This window comes from Methylomicrobium lacus LW14 (assembly GCF_000527095.1).
GTDB classification, from domain to species: domain Bacteria; phylum Pseudomonadota; class Gammaproteobacteria; order Methylococcales; family Methylomonadaceae; genus Methylomicrobium; species Methylomicrobium lacus.
In genome coordinates this window covers 811,477-837,501 of sequence record NZ_AZUN01000001.1, presented here as the reverse complement: position 1 = coordinate 837,501, position 26,025 = coordinate 811,477, and the positions used below count along the sequence as shown (strand labels likewise).

Sequence of the window (26,025 nt, the reverse complement as noted above, 5' to 3'; positions counted from 1 at the left end):
GGAGACAAACATGAACGACAAAGAATTAGTCGCACAGCATGCCGCGCGGAAAATCGAAAACGGGATGATCGTCGGCCTCGGCACCGGCTCGACCGCGAATTGTTTCATCGAGGCGCTCGCCCGGCGCCATCATCAGGAAGGCTTAAAGGTGCAAACGGTCTCCAGTTCGGTGGTCAGCGCGATCAAGGCGCGCGAGCTCGGCCTGCCGTTACTCGCGGTCGAACAACTGACCGGCCTCGACGTGTATGTGGACGGCGCCGATGAAGTCGCGCCCGACATGACCTTATTGAAAGGCCGCGGCTTCGATCTGGTGCGCGAAAAGCTGCTGGCCGGCGCAAGCCGGGAATTCTGGGTGTTGATCGATCCCGGCAAGCGCGTCGGCCGGATCGGCGAACGTTATGCTATTCCGGTCGAAGTGATCCCGTTTGCCTGGCAACTGGTCAAGGAAAGTCTCGCCGCGATCGGCGGCAAGGCGGAACTGCGGCAAACCGCGAACAAGGACGGTCTGGTGGTGACTTCACACGGCAGTCTGGTGCTGGATACGGCGTTTGCGGAAGCGTTCGACAGTCACACGCTGGATACGGTATTGAACGGCATTCCGGGCGTTGTAGAACACGGCATTTTCAGCCATCTGGCGAGTGCGGTGTTCTGCGCCAAGGCGGGACGGGTCGAAGAGCAGATCGCCTGATCGTCCCGTAATCAGCGCTCCCACGTCGAAGCGCGGGAACGCCGCATTGAAATCAATATTGTTCTTTGTCGGTAATCTTGCCTTCACTGTCGACGGACACGGACCAATGGCTGCCGGGAACATCGAGCGTAAAATCGAACTCCTCGCCCGCCCCGTTCGGATTCACAATCTGCAGCGCTTGCTTGATTTCGTGATTCGGAAACTCGGCCTTCAGATTATCCAGGGTTCCCGGCGGCAACACGCCCGAGGGATCGATCACCGGCGCACTGACGAAAAAATGGCCATTCTTGCGGTAGTATTCGACCAAGGATTCCTCACCGTCCTTGAAATGGATTTCGTACAGGTCCTGATTGAAATGTTTTTTGGCCAGCGCGCTGATGTTCGCCGCATTCGGATGTTTCTTATACAATTGGTCGGCGACCGGGGCCGGCAAACCCTCTTTGCCGAGCAATTCGGCATGCGCCGAAAACGAAACGAACGCGGCCGCGGCCAACAATGAAGTCATGAAGAGTTGACGCATATTCCCTACCTAATAATAAATTTATTATAATTATCAATCTGATGCGGTATTGCAAAAAGAAAACCGCAATACCGCGGTTTGCGGTTCAGCAAAAAGCTGCGCAAATTATAACCAATATTCGTCAAAACCCGGATACGCAACATTATCACCGCATCCGATAGACTCACGCCATCCACGCCTTTTTGCAAACTTTCGAAAACCGATGCCGAATTCATCACCCGTAAAATCTTCCACGCTCAGCGTCGAACACTGGATTGCCTTGCTGAGCCTGGCCGGCATCGGCGCTTATCTGCCGCTCCGCTACGGACTCGCGATCGGCAGCCAGACCTATCGCCTGTCGCTCTCGGCCGCGTTCGGACCGGACGCGGCGCCGTTGTTCGAGCAAAGTTTCGCTTTCACCTTTGCGCTCGCGCAATTGCCGCTGCTCGCGGTGCTGGTTTTAGGCGGACTGCCCTTGCTCTCCCGCCTGCTCGTGAAACTGCTGCACGGCGATCTGGGCGCCGATCTGTTGGCCGGAATTTCGATCGTGACCGCGGTATGGCTGGACGAATGGCTGGCCGGCAGCCTGGTCGTATTGATGCTGTCGGGCGGCGCGGTGCTCGAAACTTATGCGCTGCGCAAGGCGTCTTCGGTGCTCGAAGCCCTGGCCAAGCGGATGCCCTCGATCGCGCATAAAAAGACCGGCGACACACTGACCGATATCGCGGCCGACAAAATCCGCATCGGCGATACGCTGCTGATCCTGCCGCACGAGATATGCCCGGTTGACGGCACCGTGCTCGAAGGCGCAAGCACGATGGACGAGTCCTATCTGACCGGCGAACCCTATCTGATGTCGAAAACCGCCGGCTCCCAGGTGTTGTCCGGCGCGATCAACGGCAACGCCGCACTGACGATTCACGCGGATAAAGTCGCGGCGGATTCCCGCTATGCAAAGATCATGGAAGTGATGCGCTCGTCCGAACGCTACCGCCCGAAAATCCGCAGGCTCGGCGACCAACTCGGCGCCCTGTACGCGCCGCTCGCGCTCGCGATCGCGACTGTTGCCTGGTACGGCAGCGGCGATGTCGTGCGCTTCCTGGCCGTGCTGGTGATCGCAACGCCCTGCCCTTTATTGATCGGCATTCCGGTCACGATCATCAGTTCGATCTCGCTGGCCGCGCAGCGCGAGATCATCATCAAGAACCCGGCCATCCTGGAAACGCTCGGCCTGTGCCGAACCGCCATTTTCGACAAGACCGGCACCTTGACCTATGGGCGTCCCTCCCTGATCGCGATCAAGACCGCAGCAGAACTCGACGAAGCCAAGATACTGACGCTGATTGCAAGCCTGGAACGCTATTCGAAGCATCCCCTTTCAGGAGCGATTCTGAAGGCGGCCGAGAAGGCCGCATTGCCCTTGCTGCCGGTTGCCGAGATTGCCGAACTGCCAGGGCAAGGCATTTCGGGCCTCATCGCCGGCAAAAAAATCGCGATCACCAGCCGTCATGCCGTTGCCGAACAACTTCCGGAAGTGCTCGCGCGCCTGCCCAAGGTCGGCGGCGGCCTGGAATGCATCGCCCTGATCGACGGCCAGTATGCGGCGACGCTGCAATTTCGCGATGAAGTGCGCGCGGACAGTTCTTCGTTCATCAATCATTTACAGCCGAGCCATTTGTTCGACCGGGTGATGCTGGTGTCGGGCGATAGGGAATCCGAAGTCCGCTATCTGGCCGAACAGGTCGGCATCGAACAAGTCCACTTCAGCCAAAGCCCAGAACAGAAACTGGCGCTGGTCAGGGCCGAAACGCGGAAAGCCAAAACGGTCTTTCTCGGCGACGGCATCAATGACGCGCCGGCGTTGACCGCCGCGACGATCGGCATCGCCTTCGGTCAGAACAGCGACATCACCGGCGAAGCGGCCGATGCGGTGATCATGGACAGTTCACTGCAGAAAGTCGACGAACTGTTCCATATCGGCGAAAGAATGCGCAAGATCGCCCTGCAAAGCGCGATCGGCGGCATGGCGCTGAGTGTGGTCGGCATGGGCGCGGCGGGCATGGGTTATCTGACCCCTGTCGCCGGCGCCCTGGCCCAGGAACTGATCGATGTGCTCGCGATTTTGAATGCGCTGCGGGCCGCGCTGCCGCCGAAAACGTTGTCCGATTTTTGATCCCACAAGACCGGTAGGGTGGATACGCTGCGCCCTTCGACAGGCTCGGGCAAGCTTAGCCATGACACTTAGCGATAAAAGTAGCCGTCTCTGTAATCATGGTCATTATGCTTGAAATAGCGAATATCCTCGGATGATCGCGCAAGCTTTTCCTTCAGAATCTGCCGCTCCCGCCGATTCAGATGACCATCCTGTGTGAAACGGCGTTCGACCCACTCGATATGGCGCTGCTGCCGGGCCAGTTGTTCATATTCATAAGGCGTCAACTGTCCCCGTTCGAGCCCGCTTTCGATGCGCTGACGCTGTTCCGACTGCACCCTGTTCACCTTACCCGCACCGTGGACGCGATAACCGGCGTGGTCGTGATAATCGCGGTAATGCGCCTCGGCGGTGCCGATCGAACTTAAACCGGCCAACAACGCCAAAATCTTTGCAATTTTCATGGTCTGTCTCCTCTGTTGATGACGGCTCTAGATTAGCCGCGGCAAGTTGAATCCAGACTGAACGCTTTTAAAAAATGATAGAATGCCGCGCGATGAATAAGACCAACACCCCGCCCAAGATTTATACGGTCTCCGAATTGAACCGCGAAGCCGCGCTGGCGCTCGGCGAGCATTTTCTGATGATCTGGGTCGAAGGCGAAATCTCGAACCTCAGCGCGCCCTCGTCCGGCCATCTGTATTTTTCGTTGAAAGACGCCGGCGCCCAGGTGCGCTGCGCGCTGTTCAAAAACCAGCAGCGCGGACTGCGCTGCAAACCCGCGAACGGCATGCAGGTTTTGCTCCGGGCCGAGGTCAGCCTGTACGAGCCGCGTGGCGATTATCAATTGATCGTCGAAAGGATGGAGGTGGCGGGCGACGGCGCACTGCGGCGCGCTTTCGACGCGTTGCGGCTGAAATTGTCCGAGGAAGGCCTGTTCGATTCCTCCCGCAAAAAAAGCCTGCCGCGCCTGCCCCAGGCGATCGGCATCATCACCTCGCCGACCGGGGCCGCGATACGGGACATACTCAGCGTCTTGAAACGGCGCTTCCCGGCGATTCCGGTGATCGTATATCCAACGGCCGTGCAAGGCGCCAATGCCAAATTTGAAGTGGCCGAGGCGATCCAAACCGCCAACCGGCACGCAGATTGCGATGTCCTGATCCTGGCGCGCGGCGGCGGCTCGCTCGAAGACTTGCAGGCCTTCAATGAAGAAATCGTCGCGCGCGCGATGGCCGCGAGCGCGATTCCGATCATCTCCGGCATCGGCCACGAAACCGACGTCACGATCGCCGATTTTGCGGCGGACCTGCGCGCTGCGACGCCTACCGCGGCGGCCGAACATGCCACACCGGATCAGCAGCAATGGCTGAACGGCTTCATGCAGCTCGAAAAACGTCTTGAGCAAGTCTTGCAGCGCAAACTGATCCGAACCCGGCAGAGCCTGGACTGGCTGGATAAGCGCCTTGAGCAGCAGCATCCTGGCCAAAAACTGCGGCGCAATGCCGAACGGCTAGACGCATTGAGGTTGCGCCTGACGCAAACTGTGCTGAAAATACAGCAGCAACAGAAACACCGGCTCGCGGCCGCAAGCGCCAGATTGGCGCAGTTCAATCCTGCCGTTCGCATCCAAAGCCACCAACAACGGCAACAGTACCTGACGCAACGCCTGGAACGGGCGATGCAGCACAAGCTGGAGCAAAACCGGCTCAGACTGGCGAACGCCGGCCAGACCCTGCATGCGGTCAGTCCGCTGGCGACATTGAATCGGGGCTATGCGCTGGTGACGCAGCCCGAGAGCGGCAACATCGTCCGCTCGATCCGGCAACTTGCGGTCGGCGACAGGATTCAGACGCGGATCGCCGACGGGCAATTTGTCAGCGAAATCGTTGATCTGTAAGCTAACGGTGAAATCGAGTCTGCTGCTATTTTTTCCAGAATTCGGGCAAGAACAGGATCACGATCGAAAAGATCTGCACCCGGCCGAGCAGCATCGTAAAGCTGCACACGACCGTCTGGAAATCGGTCAGACTGGCATAGTTGGTGGCAGGCCCTACCTGATTCAAGCCGGGACCGGCGTTGTTGAAGCAGGCGATCACCGCGGACAAGGCGCTGACAAAGTCCATCCCGCTGAGCAGCAGCGTGAACACCAGGATCACGATGCTGATGAAATACAGAAAAATGAAGCCGGTCACCGAAGTCACGATCGCGTTGTTGATCACATGCTCGCCGATTTTCAACGGCCGAATCGCCTGCGGATGAATGAATTTGAACAATTCGAGCCGCGCCTGTTTCAACAGAATGATCGTCCGGATCATCCGGATGCCGCCGCCGGTCGAACCGGACGAGGCCGAAAGACAGCTCAGAAACAGCATCCACATCGGCACGAAAATCGGCCACTGATTGAAATCCTGGGTCGCAAAACCGCAATCGGTCGCTATCGTGACCAGATTGAAGGTCGCATGACGCAACGCGGTCCAGAAATCGGCATAGGTGCCGTTCTGCCACAAGACCGACGCCGCCAGTACGCAACTGCCAAGCACCAGCGCCAGGAAGCTTCGCGCCTCCATATCGACCGCATAGGGTTTGAAGGACAGCTTGCGTATCGCGACGAAATGGGTCGCGAAGTTGATCGCGGCGATCAACTGAAAGACGGTCAGCACGACCTCGATAGGCAACGAGTTGAAAAAACCGACATTCTGATCATGCGTCGACATGCCGCCGAGGCTCATCGCCGCGAACGCATGACAGACCGCGTCGAACCAGTTCATGCCGGCCAGCTTTAACGACAAAATGCAGGCGACCGAGATGCCGGCATAGACCATCCACAAGGCTTTCGCGGTCTGCGCGATACGCGGCGGCAGGTCCGATTCCTTGACCGAGCCCGGGGTTTCGGCGATGTAAAGCTGCATGCCGCCGATGCCCAAGATCGGCAAGATGGCGACCGCGAAAATGATGATGCCCATGCCCGCGATCCAGTTCAGTTCATGGCGCCAGAGATTGATCGACATCGGCAATTGATCGAGCCCGGACATCACGGTCGCGCCGGTCGTGGTCAAGCCCGAAGCCACCTCAAAATACGCATCGACAAAACTCATGCCGGGGAAATAATAGAGCAGCGGCAAGGTGCAAAAGACCGGCGTGACCGACCAGGTGATCGCGACCAGTAAAAAACCGGTCTGCCGCGAGACTTTTTTCTGGACGCGCAGGGACGGAAAAAACAGCAGCGCGCCGGCCAGGAAGGTGACCAGCACACCCTGGGAAAAAGCCGATGTCGCCCCGTCGCCGGCCCAATACGACGTGATCAGGCAGGTGGTCATTAAACCGCTGAAGCCCATTGTCACCAGGCCGAAAATATGCAGAATCGTCAAAATCATAGCCATGACCGCGCGGGGTGACAAAGCACGCCGCCCATACCGGTTGAAAAAAAATGCGGAAAGATCGCGGTGGGAAATTTCAAGAGTAGTTATGGCAATCGCAAGCCACGAAAATCATCGATAAAGTTTGCTTCATAAGGTTTTATTCAGCGGCTGGAAGATTTTCTCAATATTGCTGACCAGCTTTTTGTCCATCGCAAACATCACCACATGATCGCCTTCTTCGAAAATCACGTCGTGATGGATCGGAATGACTTGATTGTTGCGGATTAATGCCCCCATCACGATACCGGGCGGAAAATGGATGCTGTCCACGCGCTTGCCGACCACCGAATTCTGATCGCTGTCGCCGCTGTAATGCGCGACCGCCTCGATCGCCTCGGCACTGCCGCCGCACAACGAACGCACCTGCGCCACATCGCCGCGGCGTACATGCTTTAAAATGCTGCCCAGGGTTTCCTGGTTCGGCAACACCGCGACATCGATATCGGTATCGGTCAGCAACTTCGTATAAGACTTGTGATTGAGCAGGCAAATCGCCTTGCGCGCGCCGAGGCTTTTCGCGAGCGATGCGGAAATGATGTTGACGCCGTCATTTTCGGTAATCGCGCAGAACAGATCGGTGCTGCCGACCGCTTCATCCATCAATAACGTTTCATCGGCGCAATCGCCGTGCAACACGATCGTTTTTTCCAGCTCATTCGCGATCTTGTTCGCGCGCTTCGGGTTCTTCTCGATGATCTTGACCTGATGATCGTCCTGCAGCGCTAACGCCAGGCGTTTGCCGACATGGCCGCCGCCCGCGATGATGATCCGCTTCAGCGGCGCTTCCAGTTTATGCAGCGCTTTTAATACATGCCGGACCTGCTCGCGCGGAGCGACCAGAAAAATTTCGTCACCGGACTCGATATCCGCGCCGCCATTGACGATCAGGGGCTTGCCGTTGCGGAATATCGCGACGACGCGGATTTTCGCATCGGCCAATTCATCCTTGATCGACTTGATCTTTTTGCCGGTCAGGAAACCGTGCGTCCCCACCTTGACCGAAAACAGCCGCACCAGGCCGCCCGCGAAATGGGAAATATGCAAAACCCCAGGAAACTCGATCAAATTGCGGATCGACTCCATCACGATCTGTTCGGGACTGATCACGATGTCGACCGGAATGCCGGTCGGACTGAAGAGATTCGGATTTTTCATATACTCGATCGCGCGCACCCGGGCGATCGTTTTGGGACGGCTATACAGCGTATTGATGATCAGACAGGCCAGCATATTGGTTTCATCGCTGTCGGTGACCGCGATCACCATATCGGTATTATGCACGCCGGCCTGTTCGAGTACGCTGGGATGCGCCGCATTGCCGGTGACCGTCGCGATATCGAAGCGCTGCTTCAACGAATCCAAGAGCTCTGGCTTGAAATCGACCACCATGATATCGTTTTCTTCACTGGCCAAGGCCTCGGCGACCGACGAGCCAGTCACTCCCGCTCCGAGAATCAGAATCTTCATAATTGGATGTTTGAACCCATGCAGTGAAATTGGCGGAGTATTATAGATAACGCCTTAAATATTGCATCAAAATTATACGCCGTCCTCAATGATTATAGCCGGCCGCGCTGATTTAAACACTTGATTATTGATATGAATCAATTGCCTGTTAAATATCAGTCAGTTGCATCGCAGATTCAAGAGCATCAGCAATGCCGTTAAGCGGCGTGATCCGCTGCGGGATGATTTTGTCGGCAGAGTAAAATTTACGCCTGCGTTTGCCCCGCAAACGCCCTGCAATTCGGAACGCCGGCAGGCGCTTGGCGAATCTTCTCCCGGCCTTTCGATGCGCACCATTCAGGGTGCATTAAGTTTGGCTCTTGATAATAGACTGCAATTTGTTGGAGGCGGCTGTCTCGCTAAAATGGGCCTTGAGCACAAAGTTCGGCCATCAATGTTATGCTTTATCCATCGAGGGCCAGTGTCATATGAGAGTGCGCCCACGACCCCGTTATTTATTCCACCGACTATTTTAATCTATGAAAAAATTCTACACATTCGGAAAAATCGCCTCGCTTGCGTCTGTCACGCTGATTTCAGGCTGCTTGGGCGGCCTTGGCAATAACAATAACGGCTACCCCGGTGGCGGTTATTCCAACCCAGGTTATCCGCCTGCCGGCTACCCCAACACCGGTTATCCGAACGCAGGCAATCCTTACGGCGGTTATCCAAACGGCGGCAACCCTTACGGCGGCTATCCGAATAACGGCGCCCAAAACAGCAGCCCCTTCGGCGCGATGCAAGGCGCGGTGATCGCCGCGATCATTCAAGGCATGGCGGGCAGCGTTTTCAATGGGTCAATCGGCTCGCAGCTGGCGCCGGTCGACCAAAACTTCCGGCTTCAACAGTTGGGCAGCCTGTTGCAATCAGGCTCGCTCAACCAGTCTCAGCAATGGCTTAACCCGCAAACCGGCAGTAAAGTCGCGATCAATCCGATCGGCCAGCTCAGCCTGAATGCAAAAACCCAGCAGCAATGCCAGAATCTCGAAGAAACCATCACGCTGCCCGACGGCAAAAAGATCCGCGAAAAACGGGTTGCCTGTCTCGATTCGCAATCCGGAAAGTGGAATCTGATCAAATAGCGGCTTGACGCATCTTTTGCCCTTTTGCCGGACGGGAATTTGTCCCGTCCGCATCAGTCCTCCGCCGGCTTGGGTATGATATGATATGATTTGATACACGGAAATTTTCTGTTTTTTACCCTATTCAACCCGATTGACCTGCGCGATGACTGATTCCTTTCTCTCCACCAAATCCATTCCATCCGAAGAACGCCTGATCATGGCGCTGGACGTTCCGAGTTTCGAAGAAGCGCGCCAATTGGTCGACACGCTCGGCGACAGCGTCGTGTTTTACAAGGTCGGGATGGAATTGTTCATGTCGGGCGATTATTTCGGCTTTATCGAATGGCTGAAACAGCGCAATAAAAAAGTCTTCGTCGACCTGAAATTTTTCGACGTGCCCGCGACGGTTGGCCGCGCAATCAAGGCATTGAGCCGCAAGGGCGTCGATTTTGCGACGATTCACGGCAATGACGCGATCATGGAAGCGGCCGCCAAGGACAAGGGCTCGCTGAAGGTATTGGCGGTGACCGCGTTGACCAGCCTCGACCGCGGCGACCTCAATGACCTGGGTTTTCAATGCGACGTGCGCGAACTGGTGCTGTCGCGCGCCCGGCGCGCCTTGCAGCACGGCTGCGACGGCGTCGTCTCATCGGGACTCGAAGCGCCGATGCTGCGCGCGGAGCTGGGCCAGCGCCTGCTGGTCGTCACGCCGGGCATCCGGCCGGTCGAAAACCGTGAGGAAGACGATCAAAAACGCGTCGCGACCGTCGAAACCGCCTTCCAAAACGGCGCCGATTATATCGTCGTCGGCCGCCCGATCCGTGACGCCGAAAATCCGAAAGTGATGGCCGAAAAAATTCAGGGCCAGATTCGCGAGCAATTCCGCTAAACCCTGAGCGCGTCTTGCCGGCGGATTTTTTTGTGTGTCCGTGTTTGTATCTTGCCGGCTCTGTGGTAATGTGGGCTGATTATGGTACTTGATCCCGCCTTCCCTACCTCCTACCCGGTCGCCTTTATGATGGGCTTTCTGAGCAGCGTCCATTGCATCGGCATGTGCGGATCGATCATCGGCACGCTGACACTCAGCCTCGACGCCAAAATCCGCGCCAGCAAAGCCGCGCTGATCCCTTACGTCTTCAATTACAACGCCGGCCGCATCACCAGCTACGCGCTGGCCGGCGCGTTAGTCGGCATCCTCGATCTGTTGATCGTGCTGTCGATCGGCAAGCTGGACGGCTACCGGCTGCTGCAAATTCTTTCCGCGCTGATCATGACCGCCTCGGGACTCTATATCGGCGGCTGGTTTCCGCGCTTCGCCTATCTCGAAAAAGCCGGCCTGAAACTGTGGAAACTGATCGAGCCTTACGGACGCCGATTGCTACCGGTCAAAAACCGCCTGCATGCGTTTCTGTTCGGCATGGTCTGGGGCTGGCTGCCGTGCGGTTTGGTCTACGCGGCGCTGGCCTTGGCCGCGACCGCCGGCAGCATTCCCCAAAGCATGCTGACCATGTTGTTTTTCGGCCTCGGTACTTTACCTGCGGTGATGGGTGTCGGTATAATGACCGGATTATTGACGCGGTTATCCAGATTGCGCTATTTCAAGCAGGCCGCAGGCCTGTTCATGATCGTGCTCGCGCTGTTCGCCGCTCTGCCGTGGCTAAACCCGATGGCTTACACGGCGCATTCTGCAATTCATTGAGGTCACAGCTTATGAACCCATTTAGCTCGATCATTGGCCAGTCCCCGGCATTGGAGTCCTTACTACGCAGCGCCGGCATCGCGGCGATGACCGATGTCACGATTTTGATCAAGGGCGAGACCGGCACCGGCAAGGAAGTGCTGGCGAATGCGCTGCAAAAAGCCAGTCCGCGCGCCAATAAGCCGTTCATTACACTGAACTGCGCCGCGCTGCCCGAAAGCCTGATCGAATCGGAATTGTTCGGCCACAGGAAAGGCGCCTTCACCGGCGCGATCGCGAATCAGCAAGGCCTGTTCCAGGCGGCCGACGGCGGCACCCTGTTTCTCGATGAAATCAACTCGCTGCCGGTTTCGATCCAGGCCAAATTGCTGCGTTTCCTGGACTCCGGCGAATGCCTCGCGGTCGGCGATACCAAGCCTTACAAAGTCAACGTGCGCGTAATCGCCGCGACCAACAGCGATCTGGTTCAGCAAATCTCCGCCGGCCAATTCCGTCAGGATCTGTATTTCCGCCTGAATGTCGTGCCGATAGAGTTGCCGTCATTGGCTCAGCGCCCCGAAGACATCGAGTCGCTGATCAAACACTTTCTGGCCGTTTTCTCAGATACCCATGCAATCGATCCGCCTAAATTCAGCCGGCAGTCGATCAAGATCCTAAAGGCTTACCCGTGGCCCGGCAATATCCGCGAATTGCGCAATTTGTGCGAGCGCCTGTGCATTCTACTGGCAGGCAGAACGATAGAGCCTGAAAATCTGCCCTTTGAATTTACCCGCGGCTTTACCGAAGAACACCACATCGAAACCGGCTTCAAGCTGCCGGACGGCGGCGTGCAACTGGATACGCTGGAAGCCGACCTGATCTATCAGGCCTTGAATCGCACCCAAGGCAACCGCAGCCAATCGGCGCGGCTGTTGGGTCTGTCCCGCGACACCCTGCTTTACCGGATGCGCAAACACGGCTTTGCCGCGCAGTAAAATCCTGCGCTGCTCGCCCTTGCCCCGGTCATTCTCGCGGCAAAAACAGCCTTACATCATAGCGATAAACAGCGAACCCACTGCACGGTAATATTGTCGCTCTTGCCGTTCGCGCGCAACAGCGACAGCTTGGCCGCCTTTCCGAGTTCGTTGATACCGCTTTCCGGCTGCGCCAGTTGCAGAAACTCCTGCGCTTTTACATTCTCCCAAAAGCCGTCGCTGCATAATATAAAGGTCTCCCCCGCCTCTGCGGCCGGATAGACGGCGATCTCGCTCTGATGCCCCGCCGCCACATTAATGCTGCGCCGCAGACAATTCTGTTCCGGATGCCCGCCCATTTCGCTTTCGGTGATCTTGCCCTCTTCCAGCAAGGCCTGCGGGATCGAATGATCACGGGTCCGCCATAGCACCTCACGCGGACTCAGCCGATACACCCTCGAATCGCCGCAATGCGCGGTCAAAACCTGATTTTTATCGAGGTAAAGAATCGCGCAGGTCGTGTGCGCCTCGAGCGCCGCCGGATCGCCCGCGAACAGATTTCGCATTTCCTCCACGGCGGCGTCGATCCATAACGCCATCGTCACCCCCGGCTTGTTCTCCATCAAGCGCGCAAAAGCTTCGGCATTTTTGATCAGGCCATGACAAAAGAAACGTGATGCCTTTTCGCCGGCATGATGCCCACCGAGACCGTCCGCGACGACAAACAGCGCAAAATCAGGATCGACGCGATAGGCCATGCAGTCCTGGTTAATCTCCCGGTTGCCCTGCGAGGTCAGTTGATGATGAACCAGTTTCATAGACTCATTTAACGGCTTGCAAGACGGCTTTGCAGCATCAATTGCTTCAAATCGCGAACCGCCTGATCGAGCCCGCTGAACAAGGCCCTGGCCACGATGGCATGACCGATGTTCAATTCGACGATTTCAGGAATCCGGCAAATGGCCTGCACGTTATGATAATTCAGGCCGTGGCCGGCATTGACCTGCAAGCCGGCAGCGTGCGCCAGGCGCGCGGCTTGGCGGATGCGCTCCAACTCCCGCGCGCACGCGGCGGGATTTTCGGCGTCCGCATAGCGGCCGGTATGCAATTCGATCACCGGCGCGCCGGCTTTAATCGCCGCCTCGATCTGCGCTTCCTCCGGATCGATGAATAGCGAAACTTCGACGCCGACCGCCGCCAGTCTGGCGCAGGCCGAGGCAATATGGGGCAGATTGCCGGCGACATCGAGGCCGCCTTCGGTGGTCAATTCCTCGCGTTTTTCCGGCACCAGACAGCAGGCGGTCGGTTTGAGTTTTTCCGCGATGCCGACCATTTCTTCGGTCACCGCCATTTCCATATTCAGCCGGGTCTGGATCATCGCCTGCAATAAAAACAGATCGCGGTCCTGCATGTGCCGGCGGTCTTCGCGCAGATGCGCGGTAATGCCGTCGGCACCGGCCTGTTCGGCGACCAGGGCCGCCTGCACGGGGTCCGGATACACGGTGCCGCGCGTCTGCCGCACGGTCGCAATATGATCGATATTGACGCCTAATAAAATTTCTCTGCTATCCATTGGCTTATAAACGTTTAATGATTTCGTTGAGGACCTTGCGGCTGTTCAGCGGCTTGCCGTGCAATAATTGATCCAGCACGCGCCTCAGCAACACTTTCGCCCCGACCAAGACTTCCGCATCGCTGAAATTGCGGGACTGCATGGCCAGCAAGGTATTGCCGGAATAAATCCCGTCCATCGCCTCGACTGGACTCAGATCGGCATCGAGGTGATATTTTTTAAGGGGATCGACCGGCCTGTCGTGATGAGCATCGTAAGCGAGTTGCAGACCGTAACCGGTCTTCTCGATCAGATTGAGCTCGAAATTTCTCAGCAAGGCTTCGAGCAAGCCTGGCTGCTGCAAATCGCCCAGGCATTGACGATAATCGGCAAACAACTCCGGATGCGGATCGTCCGGGTGCAGAAAAGCTGAGGTCAATTCATTCAGATAAAATCCGCAATACAATGCGAAACCGTTCAAGGGCAGGTACGATTCTGCCAGTTCGACATCGGTCAGCGTCTTTAATTCCGCCTTGCCGAGAAAAGTCAAATGCAAAGGAACAAAGGGCTGCAGCAAGCCTTGCGATTTCGATTTGGCTTTCCTGACGCCTTTCGCCAAGACCGAAATCCTGCCGAAATCGCGGGTAAAGGCCTCGAAGATCAGGCTTGATTCGCGGTAGCTGCGCTGCCGGAGGATATAGGCGGGCTGTAAATAGACACGGGTTTCAGTCATTAAATCCGAGGCTGTGCAAGGCGCGCTCGTTATCGGACCAGCCTTTTTTGACCTTCACCCACAGTTGCAGATAGACTTTCTTGTCGAGCAGCTTTTCGATGTCCAGGCGCGCATCCATGCCGACCTTTTTCAACAACTCGCCGTCCTTGCCGATCACGATCGTTTTCTGCGCCGAACGCTCGACCCAGATCACCGCATAAATCTTGGTGATGCCCGGCATTTCCTGATACAGTTCGATTTCGACGGTCAACGCATACGGCAGCTCGTCGCCAAGACGGCGCGTCAACTTTTCGCGGATGATTTCGGCGCATAAAAAACGCTCGGGACGATCGGTGATTTGATCTTCCGGGTAAATCAGGCCGCCTTCGGGCAACAACTCGAAGATCGCGCTTTCGAGGTCTTCCAGGTTGGTGTTTTTCAACGCCGAGATCGGCACCAGATGCTTGAACGGAAAGCGGTGCTGCGCCTCGGCAAAAAACGCCAGAATCTGCTCCTTGTCCTTGATCCTGTCCACCTTGTTGACCGCCAGAATGACCGGCAAGCCCGCCTGTTCGAGCTTTTTGAAGATGACTTCGTCATAGTCCTGAAAGGTCAGGCCGTCGATCAGCCAGACCACCACATCGACGCCGAGCAGGGTCGTATCGGCCGTCCGGTTTAGATAGCGGTTCAACGCGCGTTTTTCGCTTTGATGCATGCCGGGCGTATCGAGATAAACGATCTGGCCGGCTTCGGTGGTGTTGATTCCGACGATCCGGTGCCGGGTCGTTTGCGGCTTGCGCGAGGTGATGCTGATTTTCTGTTTCAGCAAATGATTCATCAATGTCGATTTGCCAACATTCGGGCGCCCGATCAGGGCCGCAAAACCGCATTTCATTGATCTGTTTTCTCCAGTAATTGCAGTATTTTTTCTGCCGCCGCCTGTTCCGCTCGCTTGCGCGACACGCCGGTGCCGATACACGCATCCTTCAACAGCGGGATCGTGCATTTGACTTTAAAGGTTTGTTCATGCGGCAGACCGGACATGGTCAACAGCGTATATTCGGGCAAGTCGATTTTTTTCGACTGCATCAGCTCCTGCAGCTGCGTCTTCGGATCTTTCTGCCAATTATCCAGCGACAAGGCTTGGACTTTTTGCTGAAACAAGTCCTTGATCCATTGCTTGCAGACATCCATGCCCTGATCGAGATACAACGCGCCGATCACCGCCTCCAGCGCATCGGACAGAATCGATTCGCGCCGGAAGCCGCCGCTTTTCAATTCGCCGGAACCTAAGAGCAGGTAATCGCCGAAGCGATGTTCGCGCGCCAGCTCGGCCAGCGAGCCCTGATTGACCAGATTCGCCCGCAGCCGGCTCAGTACGCCTTCGGGAGCGCAGGGAAATTTGTCATATAAAACTTCGGCAATCACGAAACCCAGAATCGAATCGCCTAAAAATTCCAGGCGTTCGTTGTTTTTCGCGCCGGCGCTGCGATGCGTCAACGCCATCAAAAAAAGATCGGGATTATTAAAGGTCAACCCCAATTTACCGCACAAGATCTTCGGTTCCCTAATCACACGCCGCCGTCTCCTCCAGTCTCTATCATGTCATGAAAATCGACCAACACGCTGAGGTTATAAGCCAACGGCTTGACCACCTCATAGGCGATCTCGACTTTCACATAATCATTGCTCTTGCTCACTTTAATATCTTCCGGAGCAATAAAATCGACATAACCGATATTAAAGCGATTATCGAGGCTCCGCCTGATCTCGTGTTCGGTCATCATCGGAAATGCCGAATCTTTTTTCAATGCGGATAATGCACTCGCGACCTTATTGTGATCCATATAAATCGGCCCGATTTTCAAAACCAGAAACACGAAGAAGCCGGCGATACCCAGCAGAATACATAAGGAAATAAAGGTCAGACCCCGCTGATGTTTTGGCAATGCTTGCATAACGCCTCCCAGGCTTAATGAATGAATCCCCTAAGTCTAGTTTATTTTAACGCGGTGCCAATACGGTCAAAACCGACGCCTTTATCCTGCCAATCCCAGCTCATCCAGATAAAGAACGCCTTGCCGACCAGATTTTGTTCCGGCACCATGCCCCAGTAACGGCTGTCGTTACTGTTGTCGCGGTTGTCGCCCATCACGAAATAATGCCCCTCCGGCACCACAAACACGCCTTCGACCGTAGGCGCTTCCTGCCGGACTAGAATTTTATGTTCGACGCCGGTCAAATCCTCGTTCAGTTCGATCGACCCGCTCATGTCCTGTCCCTGGCCGCGGCCTTCATAGGTGCCGATGGCCGCCTGACTGACCGGCGCGCCGTTCACGGAAAGCGTTTTATTGAAATAGCCGATCTTGTCGCCCGGAAGACCGATCACGCGCTTGATGTAATCGACCGTCGGGTCCTTAGGAAAGCGGAACACCACGATATCGCCGCGCTGCGGCTCATTCACCTCGATCACTTTTTTGTTGATCACCGGCAGGCGAATGCCGTAAGTAAATTTATTGACCAGAATGAAATCGCCGATCAACAAGGTCGGCATCATCGAGGCGGAAGGAATCCGAAACGGCTCGGCAATGAATGAACGCAGCACTAACACGATCAACACGACCGGGAAGAACGAATGCGCATATTCGACCAGCCAGGGTTCGTTTTCTGCGTCGTAGGGTCTGTTTTGGGTCTTTAACCATGCGACATAGCCGCCCCAAATGACGCCCGTGACGACGGTCGCCACGAACAGAAAAAACGAAAAATCGTAGTCCATCGTTATCCAATCCTGTGCTGATTATAAAGTGAAGACACCGCTCTATTCCTTGTTCAACTGCAAGACCGCCAAGAAAGCCTCCTGCGGTATCTCGATATTGCCGACCTGTTTCATCCGTTTCTTGCCGGCCTTTTGCTTTTCGAGCAATTTTTTCTTACGGGTGATGTCGCCGCCGTAACACTTCGCGGTCACGTTCTTGCGCATCGCCTTGACCGTCGAGCGGGCGATCACCTTCGCGCCGATCGCGGCCTGAATCGCGACCTCGTACATCTGCTTCGGAATCAGGTCCTTCATTTTTTCGACCAGATCGCGGCCCCGGTTTTGGCTTTGATCGCGGTGCACGATGATCGACAGCGCATCGATCTTGTCGCCGTTGATCAATACGTCGAGCTTGACCAAAGGCGCTTCCTGGAAACGCAAAAACTCATAATCGAACGAGGCAAAGCCGCGGCTGACCGATTTGAGGCGGTCGAAGAAATCGAGCACGACCTCGCTGAGCGGCATCTCGTAATGAATCGCAACCTGCCGGCCGACGAACTGCATGTCTTTCTGCACGCCGCGCTTTTCGATGCACAGATTGATCACGCTGCCGAGATAATCCTGCGGCACGAAAATATTCGCGCGGATGATCGGCTCGCGGATCTCCTCGATCAAGCCCGCTTCCGGCAGCTTGGCGGGATTATCGACCATAATGATCTGATTGCCGTGCGTGACGACTTCATAAACCACGGTCGGCGCGGTGGTGATCAGGTCGACATCGTATTCGCGCTCGAGCCGCTCCTGGATGATCTCCATGTGCAGCATGCCGAGGAAACCGCAGCGGAAACCGAAGCCCAGGGCCTGCGACGTTTCCGGCTCGAACTGCAAGGCCGCATCGTTCAGATTGAGCTTGTTCAACGCCTCGCGCAACTCCTCGTAATCGTCCGAGCTGACCGGATACAGCCCCGCGAACACGCGCGGCTGCACCCTCTGGAAGCCGGTCAATTGCTCGGTAGCCGGCTTGTCGGTCCAGGTAATCGTATCACCGACCGGCGCGCCGAAAATGTCCTTGATGCCGGCCACGACGAAACCGACTTCGCCGGTATCGAGTATGTCTTTTTCGAGACGCTTCGGCGTAAACACCCCAACCTTCTCGACCAGAAACGACTTGCCTGTCGACATGATCGTGATCTTTTGTTTGCGACGAATGCTGCCATGCACGATACGGACCAGCGACACCACGCCGAGGTAACTGTCGAACCACGAATCGATGATCAAGGCCTGCAAAGGCCCCTCGCTATTGCCTTCGGGCGGCGGAACCTTGGCCACCAGTTGCTCCAGCACATCGCTGACGCCTATACCCGTCTTCGCGCTGATCTTCAGCGCTTCATCGGCCGGAATGCCGATTACATCCTCGATTTCGGCAATCACCCGCTCCGGTTCGGCGGACGGCAGATCGATCTTGTTCAGCACCGGCACTACTTCGAGGCCCTGCTCGATCGCGGTATAACAGTTCGCGACGCTTTGCGCCTCGACGCCTTGCGCCGCATCGACGACCAGCAAGGCGCCCTCGCAGGCGGCCAGCGAGCGAGAGACTTCATACGAAAAATCGACATGTCCCGGCGTATCGATGAAATTCAGTTGGTAAGTCTCGCCGTCCTTCGCCTTATAATCCAAAGTCACGCTCTGCGCCTTGATCGTAATGCCGCGCTCCCGCTCGATATCCATCGAGTCCAGCACCTGCGCGGACATTTCCCGATCGCTGAGCCCGCCGCAAATCTGAATGAAACGGTCCGCCAGCGTCGATTTGCCGTGATCGATATGCGCGATGATCGAGAAATTTCTGATATGTTTTAAATCCACTGTATCTGCTAAGTCTGTAGAGGCCGATGAACGGAAGGCGGGACCATACCGGGAAATGATTGTCCAATGCTGTTGGAGCGAGTCGGACCGCGCCTGAATATAAACCGGACATTATAACAGAATCAAGCAGACCTGAACCGCAAGGATTTGCGTAAAACAAATTTAAACATCGTTTCACCACCTCTCGCCGGGCGGAACTATCGAAGCCGTGAAGTTGGCTTGAAGCGTTCGGGGCGGGCTTGCAAATCCCGCCCCGCCCCTGGAAACGCCGCATCGAAAGCCGCCGAGGCGCCATTTCAAGAACCTCAAGAAACCGGCAAATGCAGGTGGCGATGACAAAAATAACGGAACCTCGAACCGTAACTGCGATGTGTCCTTTTCCAGGTATCCCGAAAGGCTTCCGACTTCGCCCATTGGATGAACAAGGTCCGCCAGCCTTCGTTATCCGGATGTTTCCAGGTTTCCTCTAAATCCAGATCCAAATACACGTTCTCCATCAGTTGAATCAATTCGCTGCAGAAATAAAACGTCGACCGGAAAGTTTCGGGAATCGGTTCGGGGGAAGCTGCAGCCAATTGCGCATCCAGGGATTGCAGGTCTTTATTACCGCCGATCGCCGACCAGAGCCCCATCAGGCGGTCCGCATGCCGGGAGAACTGGGCAATGCTGGGCAGAATCGGCGACCAGATGTCGCTGAGCCTTTTTGCGCACTCGATAAAATCCGGCGCCTCGATATAGAGTCCCTCGATGTAGAGCCGGGTATCGGAATCGATATTTCTCAGCACCGGGTCGAAAGTCCGCCTGGTAATATCGCGCCCCAAGCGGCGATAACTCTCGAACTGGTCTTCGCCATAGAATTGGTCGCTGGTCGACTCGTGCGGGAAAGCCTGATGCGACGCCTTATATTGCATCACGGCCGTATCCTCATGCCCATTCATCGAGGCTTTGATATAGATTAAGGTGCCGGTAGAACTATCCTTATAAACGATCTCGCCTACCGCGCAGCGATTCCGGCTCCAGCGGACCCCAGCATCCGGCTGGATGGAGCGCACATCGATGTCGATTTTCGCCCCAAAATCGACATCGCACATCCGTATCAGGGTGCCCAAGCCTTCAAACTGATACTCAGGATCGCACTCGCCATCGCTGATGATGATCACTTTACACTGGCGTTTTATCAGTTCGTAAGCAGCCAGATTTTCGAAATGACCGCCGTCCGAAATCGACAGGTAATCGGAACGTTCGTTCGCCGCACCGAACAACTCCATCAGCAAATAGGTCAAGCCGAATCTCGGCGAAGTCCTGTTAACGTTGGGTTGGCTCGGATTCGGAAACCACCAGCCCAAGCGCACGTTGAACAAGGTCATCAGGAAGGCGGTGACCGGCGAGGTATGATAGCCCATGTTCGGGTTCGCGGCGGCGCCCGATACCGCAATCGCCTGCCCCAACGTCGGCTGGCCAAAGCGTTTGCAAAATTCGCGCGTATTCAAATAACCGACCGGCCTGCTGCCGTCATCCCCGCCGCCTTCGCTTTTGATTCGATAGCGGCTGCCGAAAGCATAGGGCGTCAAGGTAAAGTTCGCGCTTTGCCGGGTATGCAGCGCTAAATCGCTCGACCCGCCCAGATTCAGCGCGCAATTGACGATATGCAAAGGCCCGTTCAAATCATCCAGATCCGCCAGCGGCAAGTCGTCGCGATCGTCGAAGCCGGTAAAGATCTGCGGCTGGCGCTGCGTCGGCCGGGTGGCGCCGAGCCGGGTCGCTCCGAGATAACAGCGCGCGAGCCGGTTGCGGTAAAAAGCGTTGAAGCTGAATTCGTTGATATCGACACGCCAGCCGAGCAGCAATGTCAGCATGCACCCCGCCGCAAATAGCAACATCGCCCAATGTTCCTGGCTTATGTCTGCCGGCGCCTCCTTGATCAGCACGGACACGAGCGTCGACACCGCGACCAGCAAACCCAGGATGAACGCGAATGGCGCGATTTTCGCGACGACCTCGAGCACCCTCGAGCTGCCTCCATTGCCTGCGGTCGACGTGGATTTTCCGGCAAAAACACCGGCGATCGTCGTTCCTATCCAGGTCCCTCCAAGTAGCTCATCCCAGTTTTCCTCCACCAGCAGTTTGCTAAGAGCCGGCCCATATACGGCCGCCACGCTGATCACCATCCAACCGACGCCGTAAATCGACAACCAGGCGCCGAGGCGGCTCCACCATTCGCGCACGCCTTCGATCGAGTGACGCCCCAAAACGCCCAGCATCATGATGATCGAGATCGAGAATGCAAACAGGATCAGCGGCGGCGCCCAAACAAACGCCAGCCATTTCCCGACGTCTTCCGGTTGCTGCACCCAGCCTTTGAGCAGCCACCGCCCATCCTCGTCAGGCGTTATCCATGTGTGCAGCAGCAACATGGTCGCGGTGATCAACAGATACAACACCAAGGTCGCGATCGTGGGCGACAATACCAGCACCACGCCTTTTTCAAGCTGGGCGAGCAGGTTCGCGTCGGGTGTTTCTTGCGCATCGTCCGCGCCGTCCTTCAGGCAGCAGAAGGCGAGCAAAAACAGGGAGACGAAAGCGACTGTCAGCGGGAACGGCCAGTAGGCCCAAGCTCCGGTAAAAAAATCGCCGTAGGTTTCCCAATGACTATAAGGCGGTTTCAGACTTCGCTGCCAGACGATCGCCGCCACGAAAAAACCGACCGCCAGCATCGGCAGCACGACCCAGAGCTGCACCGCCCCTTGCGAATAATCGAACGGGACATCGCGATCGGACCTGTCTTTTCTGAATTGCAGCACGGCCGGCAGCAGAAAGAAACCGACCAGCACCAAACACAGCGCGATTGCAACCGCAACCGCAACATCCGAAATTTCACTCGCCAGCTCCCGGTATGCAAAAGGTTGAAAGTCGTAACGCTGATAGACCGCCGCGGCGATCGCGAGCAACACAAAAACCCTGAGCCACTGAATCTTGGCCTCCGTCTTTTTGATGTTCAGGCTGCGATTGTTGTAGGCGATGCCGGTCACCGCGAGAATGAACAGCGCGACCGTCGTCCAGCGCCAATCGAGCGCGATGAAAGGCGCATCCCCCGCCTCGGGCCACCAATTGAACACCGCAAACAACAGGTGCGGGACCAACAGCAGCACCGCAAGGCCCAGAATCACCGTCAACTGTATCATCAAGGTGTTGCGCAGCCAGACTGCCGCCATCGTCCAGGTGTCGGCGCTGAACAGCCCGACCTTGGGCGACAGATAATTCGAGTAGCGGCGCAAATGCCGAATCGAATCGTCCCATTGATCCTTCGCCTCCCCGCTCAGCCAGTCAGACACGCCATTCCCATTCGCGCGCCTGCAATTCGCGCTCAACCAGGCGCCGATATAGCCGCCGCCGGAAACGGTCGACAGGTAATCGACTTTCTTCAGCAAGCCGAAATCTCTCAGCGCCTCCAGCACGCCCAGGCCGAACGATGCGCTGCGGATGCCGCCGCCTGAAAAAGCCAGCCCTACGAGGTTTTTCGGGTCGATAGCCTGCCCCTGGCGTGCACCGAGCTTCTTCAGTTCATAGGCGAATACGAAGGCCCACTCCGGGTCGAGAGCGAATTGTTCGCCCCATTCCGTATCGCCGGCCAGTTTTTCCGCCCAGGCAAAATCATCGCTAAGCCGGTCGAACCACTCCGGTTTATGCAAAAACAGCGCGGCCCATTCCGGTTTACTAATGAATAATTGGAGCCATTCCGAATTATTTTTAAATGATTTTTCCCACGCGCCATCCGCATCCAATTTTTCGAGCAGGGATTTTGCCTGGCTTTTGAACAGGCCGATCCATGCCGGATGCGGCAAAAACAAGTTCAGGCGGTCGAGATAAGGCGCGCTGGTCAGGAACGCCGCCGCTTCGTCATGGTCCGCAAGCACGTCCCGCCACCCCGGATGGCGCGCAAAAAGCTCGGCCAATTCCGGTTTGGCGGCAAGGCGCTCGCCCAGTTCAGGCTTGCGTTCGGTCAACAGCAGGCGCCATTCCCCCTGCGGATCACCGAGGGTGAAGAGATCGATCCAGGCTTTTTTGTCCTTGAAAAGATCGAACCATTTTTTATCCGGCAACAGACTTTCGAGCGTATCTGCACCGACTTTATTCACAAGCGAAGGATGTTCATTGTTATTATTCATATTTCCCCCTACTTTATTTTTCAGCCCGGTAAGGGCATAAGAATCTTACGTTAGGCCGCAGTCAACTCGCCCCGCAGAGCCCTCACTGCAAGCATAATAATCCCGTAATTTTTACATTATTATTAATTTATTAATCAATTACTTGTATCTTATACTTGATACTTTATGTTTTTTGCAGCCGGCTCGTGCATCCTGCCACAAAAACCACTGAACTGCCAGTTCTGACTGTAGCTTTTCTTTATCGGGAGCATGCTATTAATTTTCTAACATCGCTTCGCGCCGAACTGGGGTTCGGCGTTCCCTGAGTTCCCACGGCAAATTAGCTTGAAGGCGTTGTCTCCGCTGATCGCCTGATCCAATGCGGCAAAACGCTGGACTTATCCTTAAACACAGAGAACAAAATAAACGGAGAATGGAGACTCGAACCGAAGCCCGTTAAATTTTGGTAAACCGATAAAATATCCGCTTGGCCACTTCGGCGGTCGCGATATAAAGCGCAACAATCCCTCCCAATAAAGCCAGCAGACTGAATGAAAGCGGCTCAAAGCCGATCAAAGAAGCGAACGGCAAATATGGCAAGGCAATTGTCAAAGCGATAATCGTTAACGTGGCGCCCACCAGATAGCTGCCGGGCCGGCTTTTGAAGACAGACTTGCTGCTGCGAACGACAAAGACGATCAAGGCCGCCGATACCACCGACTCCAAAAACCAACCGGTGCGAAATTGCTCGACGGGTACCTTTAACCCTAACAGCAAACCGAAGGTTAGATAGTCGAATAGTGAACTGACGATGCCGAAGGTGAACATGAATTTGCGAATGAATTGAATGTCCCAGCGCCGGGGTTGGGTCACCATTTCCGGGTCGACGTTATCGGATGCTATAGTCATTTCCGGAAAATCGGTCAGCAGATTAGTTAATAGTATTTGCTTGGGCAATAACGGGAGAAAAGGCAGGAACAGCGATGCCCCGGCCATACTGAACATATTGCCGAAATTGGAACTGGTCGCCATGAACACATATTTCAGCGTGTTGGCGAAGGTGATGCGGCCTTCTTTGACGCCTTTGACCAGAACGTCCAGATTTTTTTCCAAGAGCACGATTTGAGCGGTTTCCTTGGCAACATCGGCTGCGCTATCGACCGAAATGCCGACATCGGCGGCATGCAAGGCGGAAACATCATTAATCCCGTCGCCCATGTAACCGACCACAAAGCCGGCTTTTTTCAGGGCGATGATAATGCGTTCCTTCTGGTTGGGTTCGACTTCGGCGAAGACATTCACCTCGGCTACTTGATTCATCAAGGCCCTACCGCTCATTTGCGCAATTTCCGGGCCGGTCAAAATCTTGGCGCCCGACAGCCCCAATTGATGACTGACGCTTTCGGCAACCAAACGATTATCGCCGGTGATGATTTTCAGGGTAACGCCGAGTTCGCGTAATTGCTCGATAGTTTGGGCGCAGTTGGCTTTGGGCGGGTCGAACAAGGTGATAAAGCCCAAAAACAGCATCTCCTTTTCATCGTCCTTATCAAGCTTATTTTCTTCAGTCAGGGGCTTATAGGCAAGACCCAAGGTGCGAAGGCCTTGCGCGCTATAGGCTTGATAACTTTGTTCAATACGGCTTCGAACTTCATCGATAGCGGTCAAGCTGCCGTCGCTGTTTTCAGCGTGCGAGCAGACATCCAGCACATTGGTCAGCGCACCCTTGGTAATCAGAACGCTCGTGCCGGCATCGGAAATCAGCATACTCAAACGTTTACGATAAAAATCGTACGGAATTTCAGCTAATTTTCGGCACTCTTTGACATCGAACGAACGAAAATTCCGGATTGCTTCATCGATCGGATTATTGAAGCCGGTCTCGTAAAAAGAATTCAGATAAGCATAACGCGAAACCTTCTCGCTGGGTTTGCCCTCCCAATCCACCGCGCTCTTCAGGTGCACCTTGCCTTCGGTTAAGGTGCCGGTCTTGTCCGAACACAGTACGTTCATACTGCCGAAGTTCTCAATCGAAGCCAGCTGTTTGACGATGACTTTTTCCGCGGCCATGCGTTTGGCGCCATGCGCCAGATTAATGCTGATCACCGCGGGCAACAATTGCGGCGTCAGCCCCACAGCCAGCGCCAATGCAAACAGGAACGAATCGATCACCGGTTTATGCAGATAAACGTTCACCGCAAAAATCATGATGACCAGGATTAAGGTGACTTCCATCAGCAAATAGCCGAAGCGCCTGACTCCGCGTTCAAAATCGGTTTCAGGCGCTTTGAGTTTGATACGTCCGGACAGTTTGCCGAATTCGGTACTTTGCCCGGTGGCAATGACTAAAGCCTGTGCTTCACCGCTTTGCACATGCGTTCCCATCCATAGCGCATTGCTGCGCTGGCCTAGCGGCGCATCGGCGGCAACGAGGCCGGGTGATTTTTCGACCGGATAACTTTCGCCGGTCAACATCGCTTCATCGATGAAAAGATGGTCGGCGGTCAGTAACACACAATCGGCCGGAATGATGTCGCCGGCTTTCAAGACGACTATATCGCCCGGAACCAGTTCGTCGGCCGGAACCTCCGATGCGATGCCGCTGCGCATGACCGCCACCTTGATTTGCACCAGCGCGAGTAATTTTTCGACCGCATCGGCCGCGCCTTTTTCCTGCCAGAATCCCAGGACACCGCTGATCAAAACGATGGTCAAAATAATCGCCGCATCGACTTTGTCATGTAGGAAAAAGGATAACCCGGTCGCAAACAGCAAGATCAGGATAATCGAGCTTTTGAACTGAGCCAAAAACAGGTGCACGGACCCCGTTTTTTTCTTTCCGTTCAGTCGGTTGGCGCCGAAGCGTTTAAGGCGCTCGCCGGCTTCCTGATCGCTGAGGCCTAGCGCCGGCGTTTGCAGCCGTTGCAGATGCTGATCGACGCCAATGGCCCAGAAAGCTGAATCGGTTTTGGCTGCCGCCGGCAGTTTGGGTAGTGTCATGAGACTCTCCTTCGA

At 55.7% G+C, this 26,025-nt stretch carries 21 protein-coding genes; 7 read left to right on the top strand and 14 right to left on the bottom strand.

Going from position 1 to position 26,025, the window contains the following annotated elements; genetic code table 11:
- The first annotated feature begins 10 nt into the window (after window positions 1–10).
- Window positions 11–688 carry a ribose-5-phosphate isomerase RpiA gene (gene rpiA / locus METLA_RS0103705; RefSeq protein WP_024297273.1) on the top strand — a complete coding sequence of 226 codons (678 nt, stop codon included), beginning with the start codon at window positions 11–13 and terminating at the stop codon, window positions 686–688.
- Window positions 689–740: 52 nt separating this feature from the next.
- On the opposite strand, the gene METLA_RS0103700 is transcribed toward rpiA, so the two are convergent.
- Entirely contained in the window at window positions 741–1,193 is a 453-nt protein-coding gene (locus METLA_RS0103700) for a hypothetical protein (protein WP_024297272.1), read from the bottom strand.
- 217 nt (window positions 1,194–1,410) lie between these two features.
- On the opposite strand from METLA_RS0103700, the gene METLA_RS0103690 reads away from it, so the two are divergent.
- Window positions 1,411–3,360, top strand: coding sequence for a heavy metal translocating P-type ATPase (locus tag METLA_RS0103690; RefSeq protein WP_024297271.1), 1,950 nt, complete (start codon window positions 1,411–1,413; stop codon window positions 3,358–3,360).
- Window positions 3,361–3,428: 68 nt separating this feature from the next.
- Here METLA_RS0103690 and METLA_RS0103685 read toward each other — a convergent pair whose 3' ends face one another.
- Window positions 3,429–3,803, bottom strand: a complete 375-nt coding sequence (locus METLA_RS0103685; protein ID WP_024297270.1) for a hypothetical protein — start codon at window positions 3,801–3,803, stop codon at window positions 3,429–3,431.
- 92 nt (window positions 3,804–3,895) lie between these two features.
- Between METLA_RS0103685 and xseA the strand changes: the two genes are divergently transcribed.
- Window positions 3,896–5,239 (top strand): exodeoxyribonuclease VII large subunit, encoded by a 1,344-nt coding sequence (gene xseA, locus METLA_RS0103680; protein WP_024297269.1) that lies wholly within the window; start codon window positions 3,896–3,898, stop codon window positions 5,237–5,239.
- A 25-nt stretch (window positions 5,240–5,264) separates the two neighbouring features.
- Here the strand turns inward: xseA and METLA_RS0103675 are convergent, their stop codons facing one another.
- Both METLA_RS0103675 and trkA read right to left on the bottom strand, forming a co-directional pair.
- Complete coding sequence (locus METLA_RS0103675) at window positions 5,265–6,722, bottom strand: TrkH family potassium uptake protein (protein ID WP_024297268.1); 1,458 nt, start codon at window positions 6,720–6,722, stop codon at window positions 5,265–5,267.
- A gap of 126 nt (window positions 6,723–6,848) precedes the next feature.
- Window positions 6,849–8,228 carry a Trk system potassium transporter TrkA gene (trkA, locus tag METLA_RS0103670; protein WP_024297267.1) on the bottom strand — a complete coding sequence of 460 codons (1,380 nt, stop codon included), beginning with the start codon at window positions 8,226–8,228 and terminating at the stop codon, window positions 6,849–6,851.
- Window positions 8,229–8,746: 518 nt separating this feature from the next.
- Between trkA and METLA_RS0103665 the strand changes: the two genes are divergently transcribed.
- The 4 genes from METLA_RS0103665 (at window position 8,747) to METLA_RS0103650 (ending at window position 12,004) form a co-directional block, all read left to right on the top strand.
- A complete protein-coding gene (locus METLA_RS0103665; protein ID WP_024297266.1) occupies window positions 8,747–9,349 on the top strand; it encodes a hypothetical protein in 603 nt (200 codons plus the stop codon).
- 145 nt (window positions 9,350–9,494) lie between these two features.
- Window positions 9,495–10,220, top strand: a complete 726-nt coding sequence (gene pyrF / locus METLA_RS0103660) for an orotidine-5'-phosphate decarboxylase (RefSeq protein WP_024297265.1) — start codon at window positions 9,495–9,497, stop codon at window positions 10,218–10,220.
- An 81-nt stretch (window positions 10,221–10,301) separates the two neighbouring features.
- Complete coding sequence (locus tag METLA_RS0103655) at window positions 10,302–11,030, top strand: sulfite exporter TauE/SafE family protein (RefSeq protein ID WP_024297264.1); 729 nt, start codon at window positions 10,302–10,304, stop codon at window positions 11,028–11,030.
- 11 nt (window positions 11,031–11,041) lie between these two features.
- On the top strand, window positions 11,042–12,004 hold the full coding sequence (locus METLA_RS0103650; protein WP_024297263.1) for a sigma-54 interaction domain-containing protein: 963 nt from the start codon (window positions 11,042–11,044) through the stop codon (window positions 12,002–12,004).
- Window positions 12,005–12,060: 56 nt separating this feature from the next.
- Here METLA_RS0103650 and METLA_RS0103645 read toward each other — a convergent pair whose 3' ends face one another.
- From METLA_RS0103645 to mgtA, 10 genes are all read right to left on the bottom strand, one after another.
- Window positions 12,061–12,801, bottom strand: a complete 741-nt coding sequence (locus METLA_RS0103645; RefSeq protein WP_024297262.1) for a PP2C family protein-serine/threonine phosphatase — start codon at window positions 12,799–12,801, stop codon at window positions 12,061–12,063.
- A gap of 8 nt (window positions 12,802–12,809) precedes the next feature.
- Window positions 12,810–13,556, bottom strand: coding sequence for a pyridoxine 5'-phosphate synthase (gene pdxJ, locus METLA_RS0103640; protein WP_024297261.1), 747 nt, complete (start codon window positions 13,554–13,556; stop codon window positions 12,810–12,812).
- A gap of 4 nt (window positions 13,557–13,560) precedes the next feature.
- On the bottom strand, window positions 13,561–14,268 hold the full coding sequence (recO, locus tag METLA_RS0103635; protein WP_024297260.1) for a DNA repair protein RecO: 708 nt from the start codon (window positions 14,266–14,268) through the stop codon (window positions 13,561–13,563).
- Window positions 14,261–15,142: a GTPase Era gene (gene era, locus METLA_RS0103630; RefSeq protein ID WP_024297259.1), complete on the bottom strand. Its 882-nt coding sequence runs from the start codon at window positions 15,140–15,142 to the stop codon at window positions 14,261–14,263. The genes recO and era overlap by 8 nt, the downstream gene beginning before the upstream one ends.
- Window positions 15,139–15,822: a ribonuclease III gene (gene rnc / locus METLA_RS0103625; RefSeq protein ID WP_024297258.1), complete on the bottom strand. Its 684-nt coding sequence runs from the start codon at window positions 15,820–15,822 to the stop codon at window positions 15,139–15,141. The genes era and rnc overlap by 4 nt, the downstream gene beginning before the upstream one ends.
- Window positions 15,819–16,205 carry a DUF4845 domain-containing protein gene (locus METLA_RS0103620; RefSeq protein ID WP_024297257.1) on the bottom strand — a complete coding sequence of 129 codons (387 nt, stop codon included), beginning with the start codon at window positions 16,203–16,205 and terminating at the stop codon, window positions 15,819–15,821. Before METLA_RS0103620 ends, rnc begins: the two co-directional genes overlap by 4 nt.
- A gap of 41 nt (window positions 16,206–16,246) precedes the next feature.
- A complete protein-coding gene (gene lepB, locus METLA_RS0103615) occupies window positions 16,247–17,023 on the bottom strand; it encodes a signal peptidase I (protein ID WP_024297256.1) in 777 nt (258 codons plus the stop codon).
- A gap of 42 nt (window positions 17,024–17,065) precedes the next feature.
- Entirely contained in the window at window positions 17,066–18,865 is a 1,800-nt protein-coding gene (gene lepA / locus METLA_RS0103610) for a translation elongation factor 4 (RefSeq protein ID WP_024297255.1), read from the bottom strand.
- 305 nt (window positions 18,866–19,170) lie between these two features.
- Window positions 19,171–23,031: a patatin-like phospholipase family protein gene (locus METLA_RS0103605; protein ID WP_024297254.1), complete on the bottom strand. Its 3,861-nt coding sequence runs from the start codon at window positions 23,029–23,031 to the stop codon at window positions 19,171–19,173.
- Between the two features lie 435 nt (window positions 23,032–23,466).
- Window positions 23,467–26,010 (bottom strand): magnesium-translocating P-type ATPase, encoded by a 2,544-nt coding sequence (gene mgtA, locus METLA_RS0103600; RefSeq protein ID WP_024297253.1) that lies wholly within the window; start codon window positions 26,008–26,010, stop codon window positions 23,467–23,469.
- Window positions 26,011–26,025: the final 15 nt, after the last annotated feature.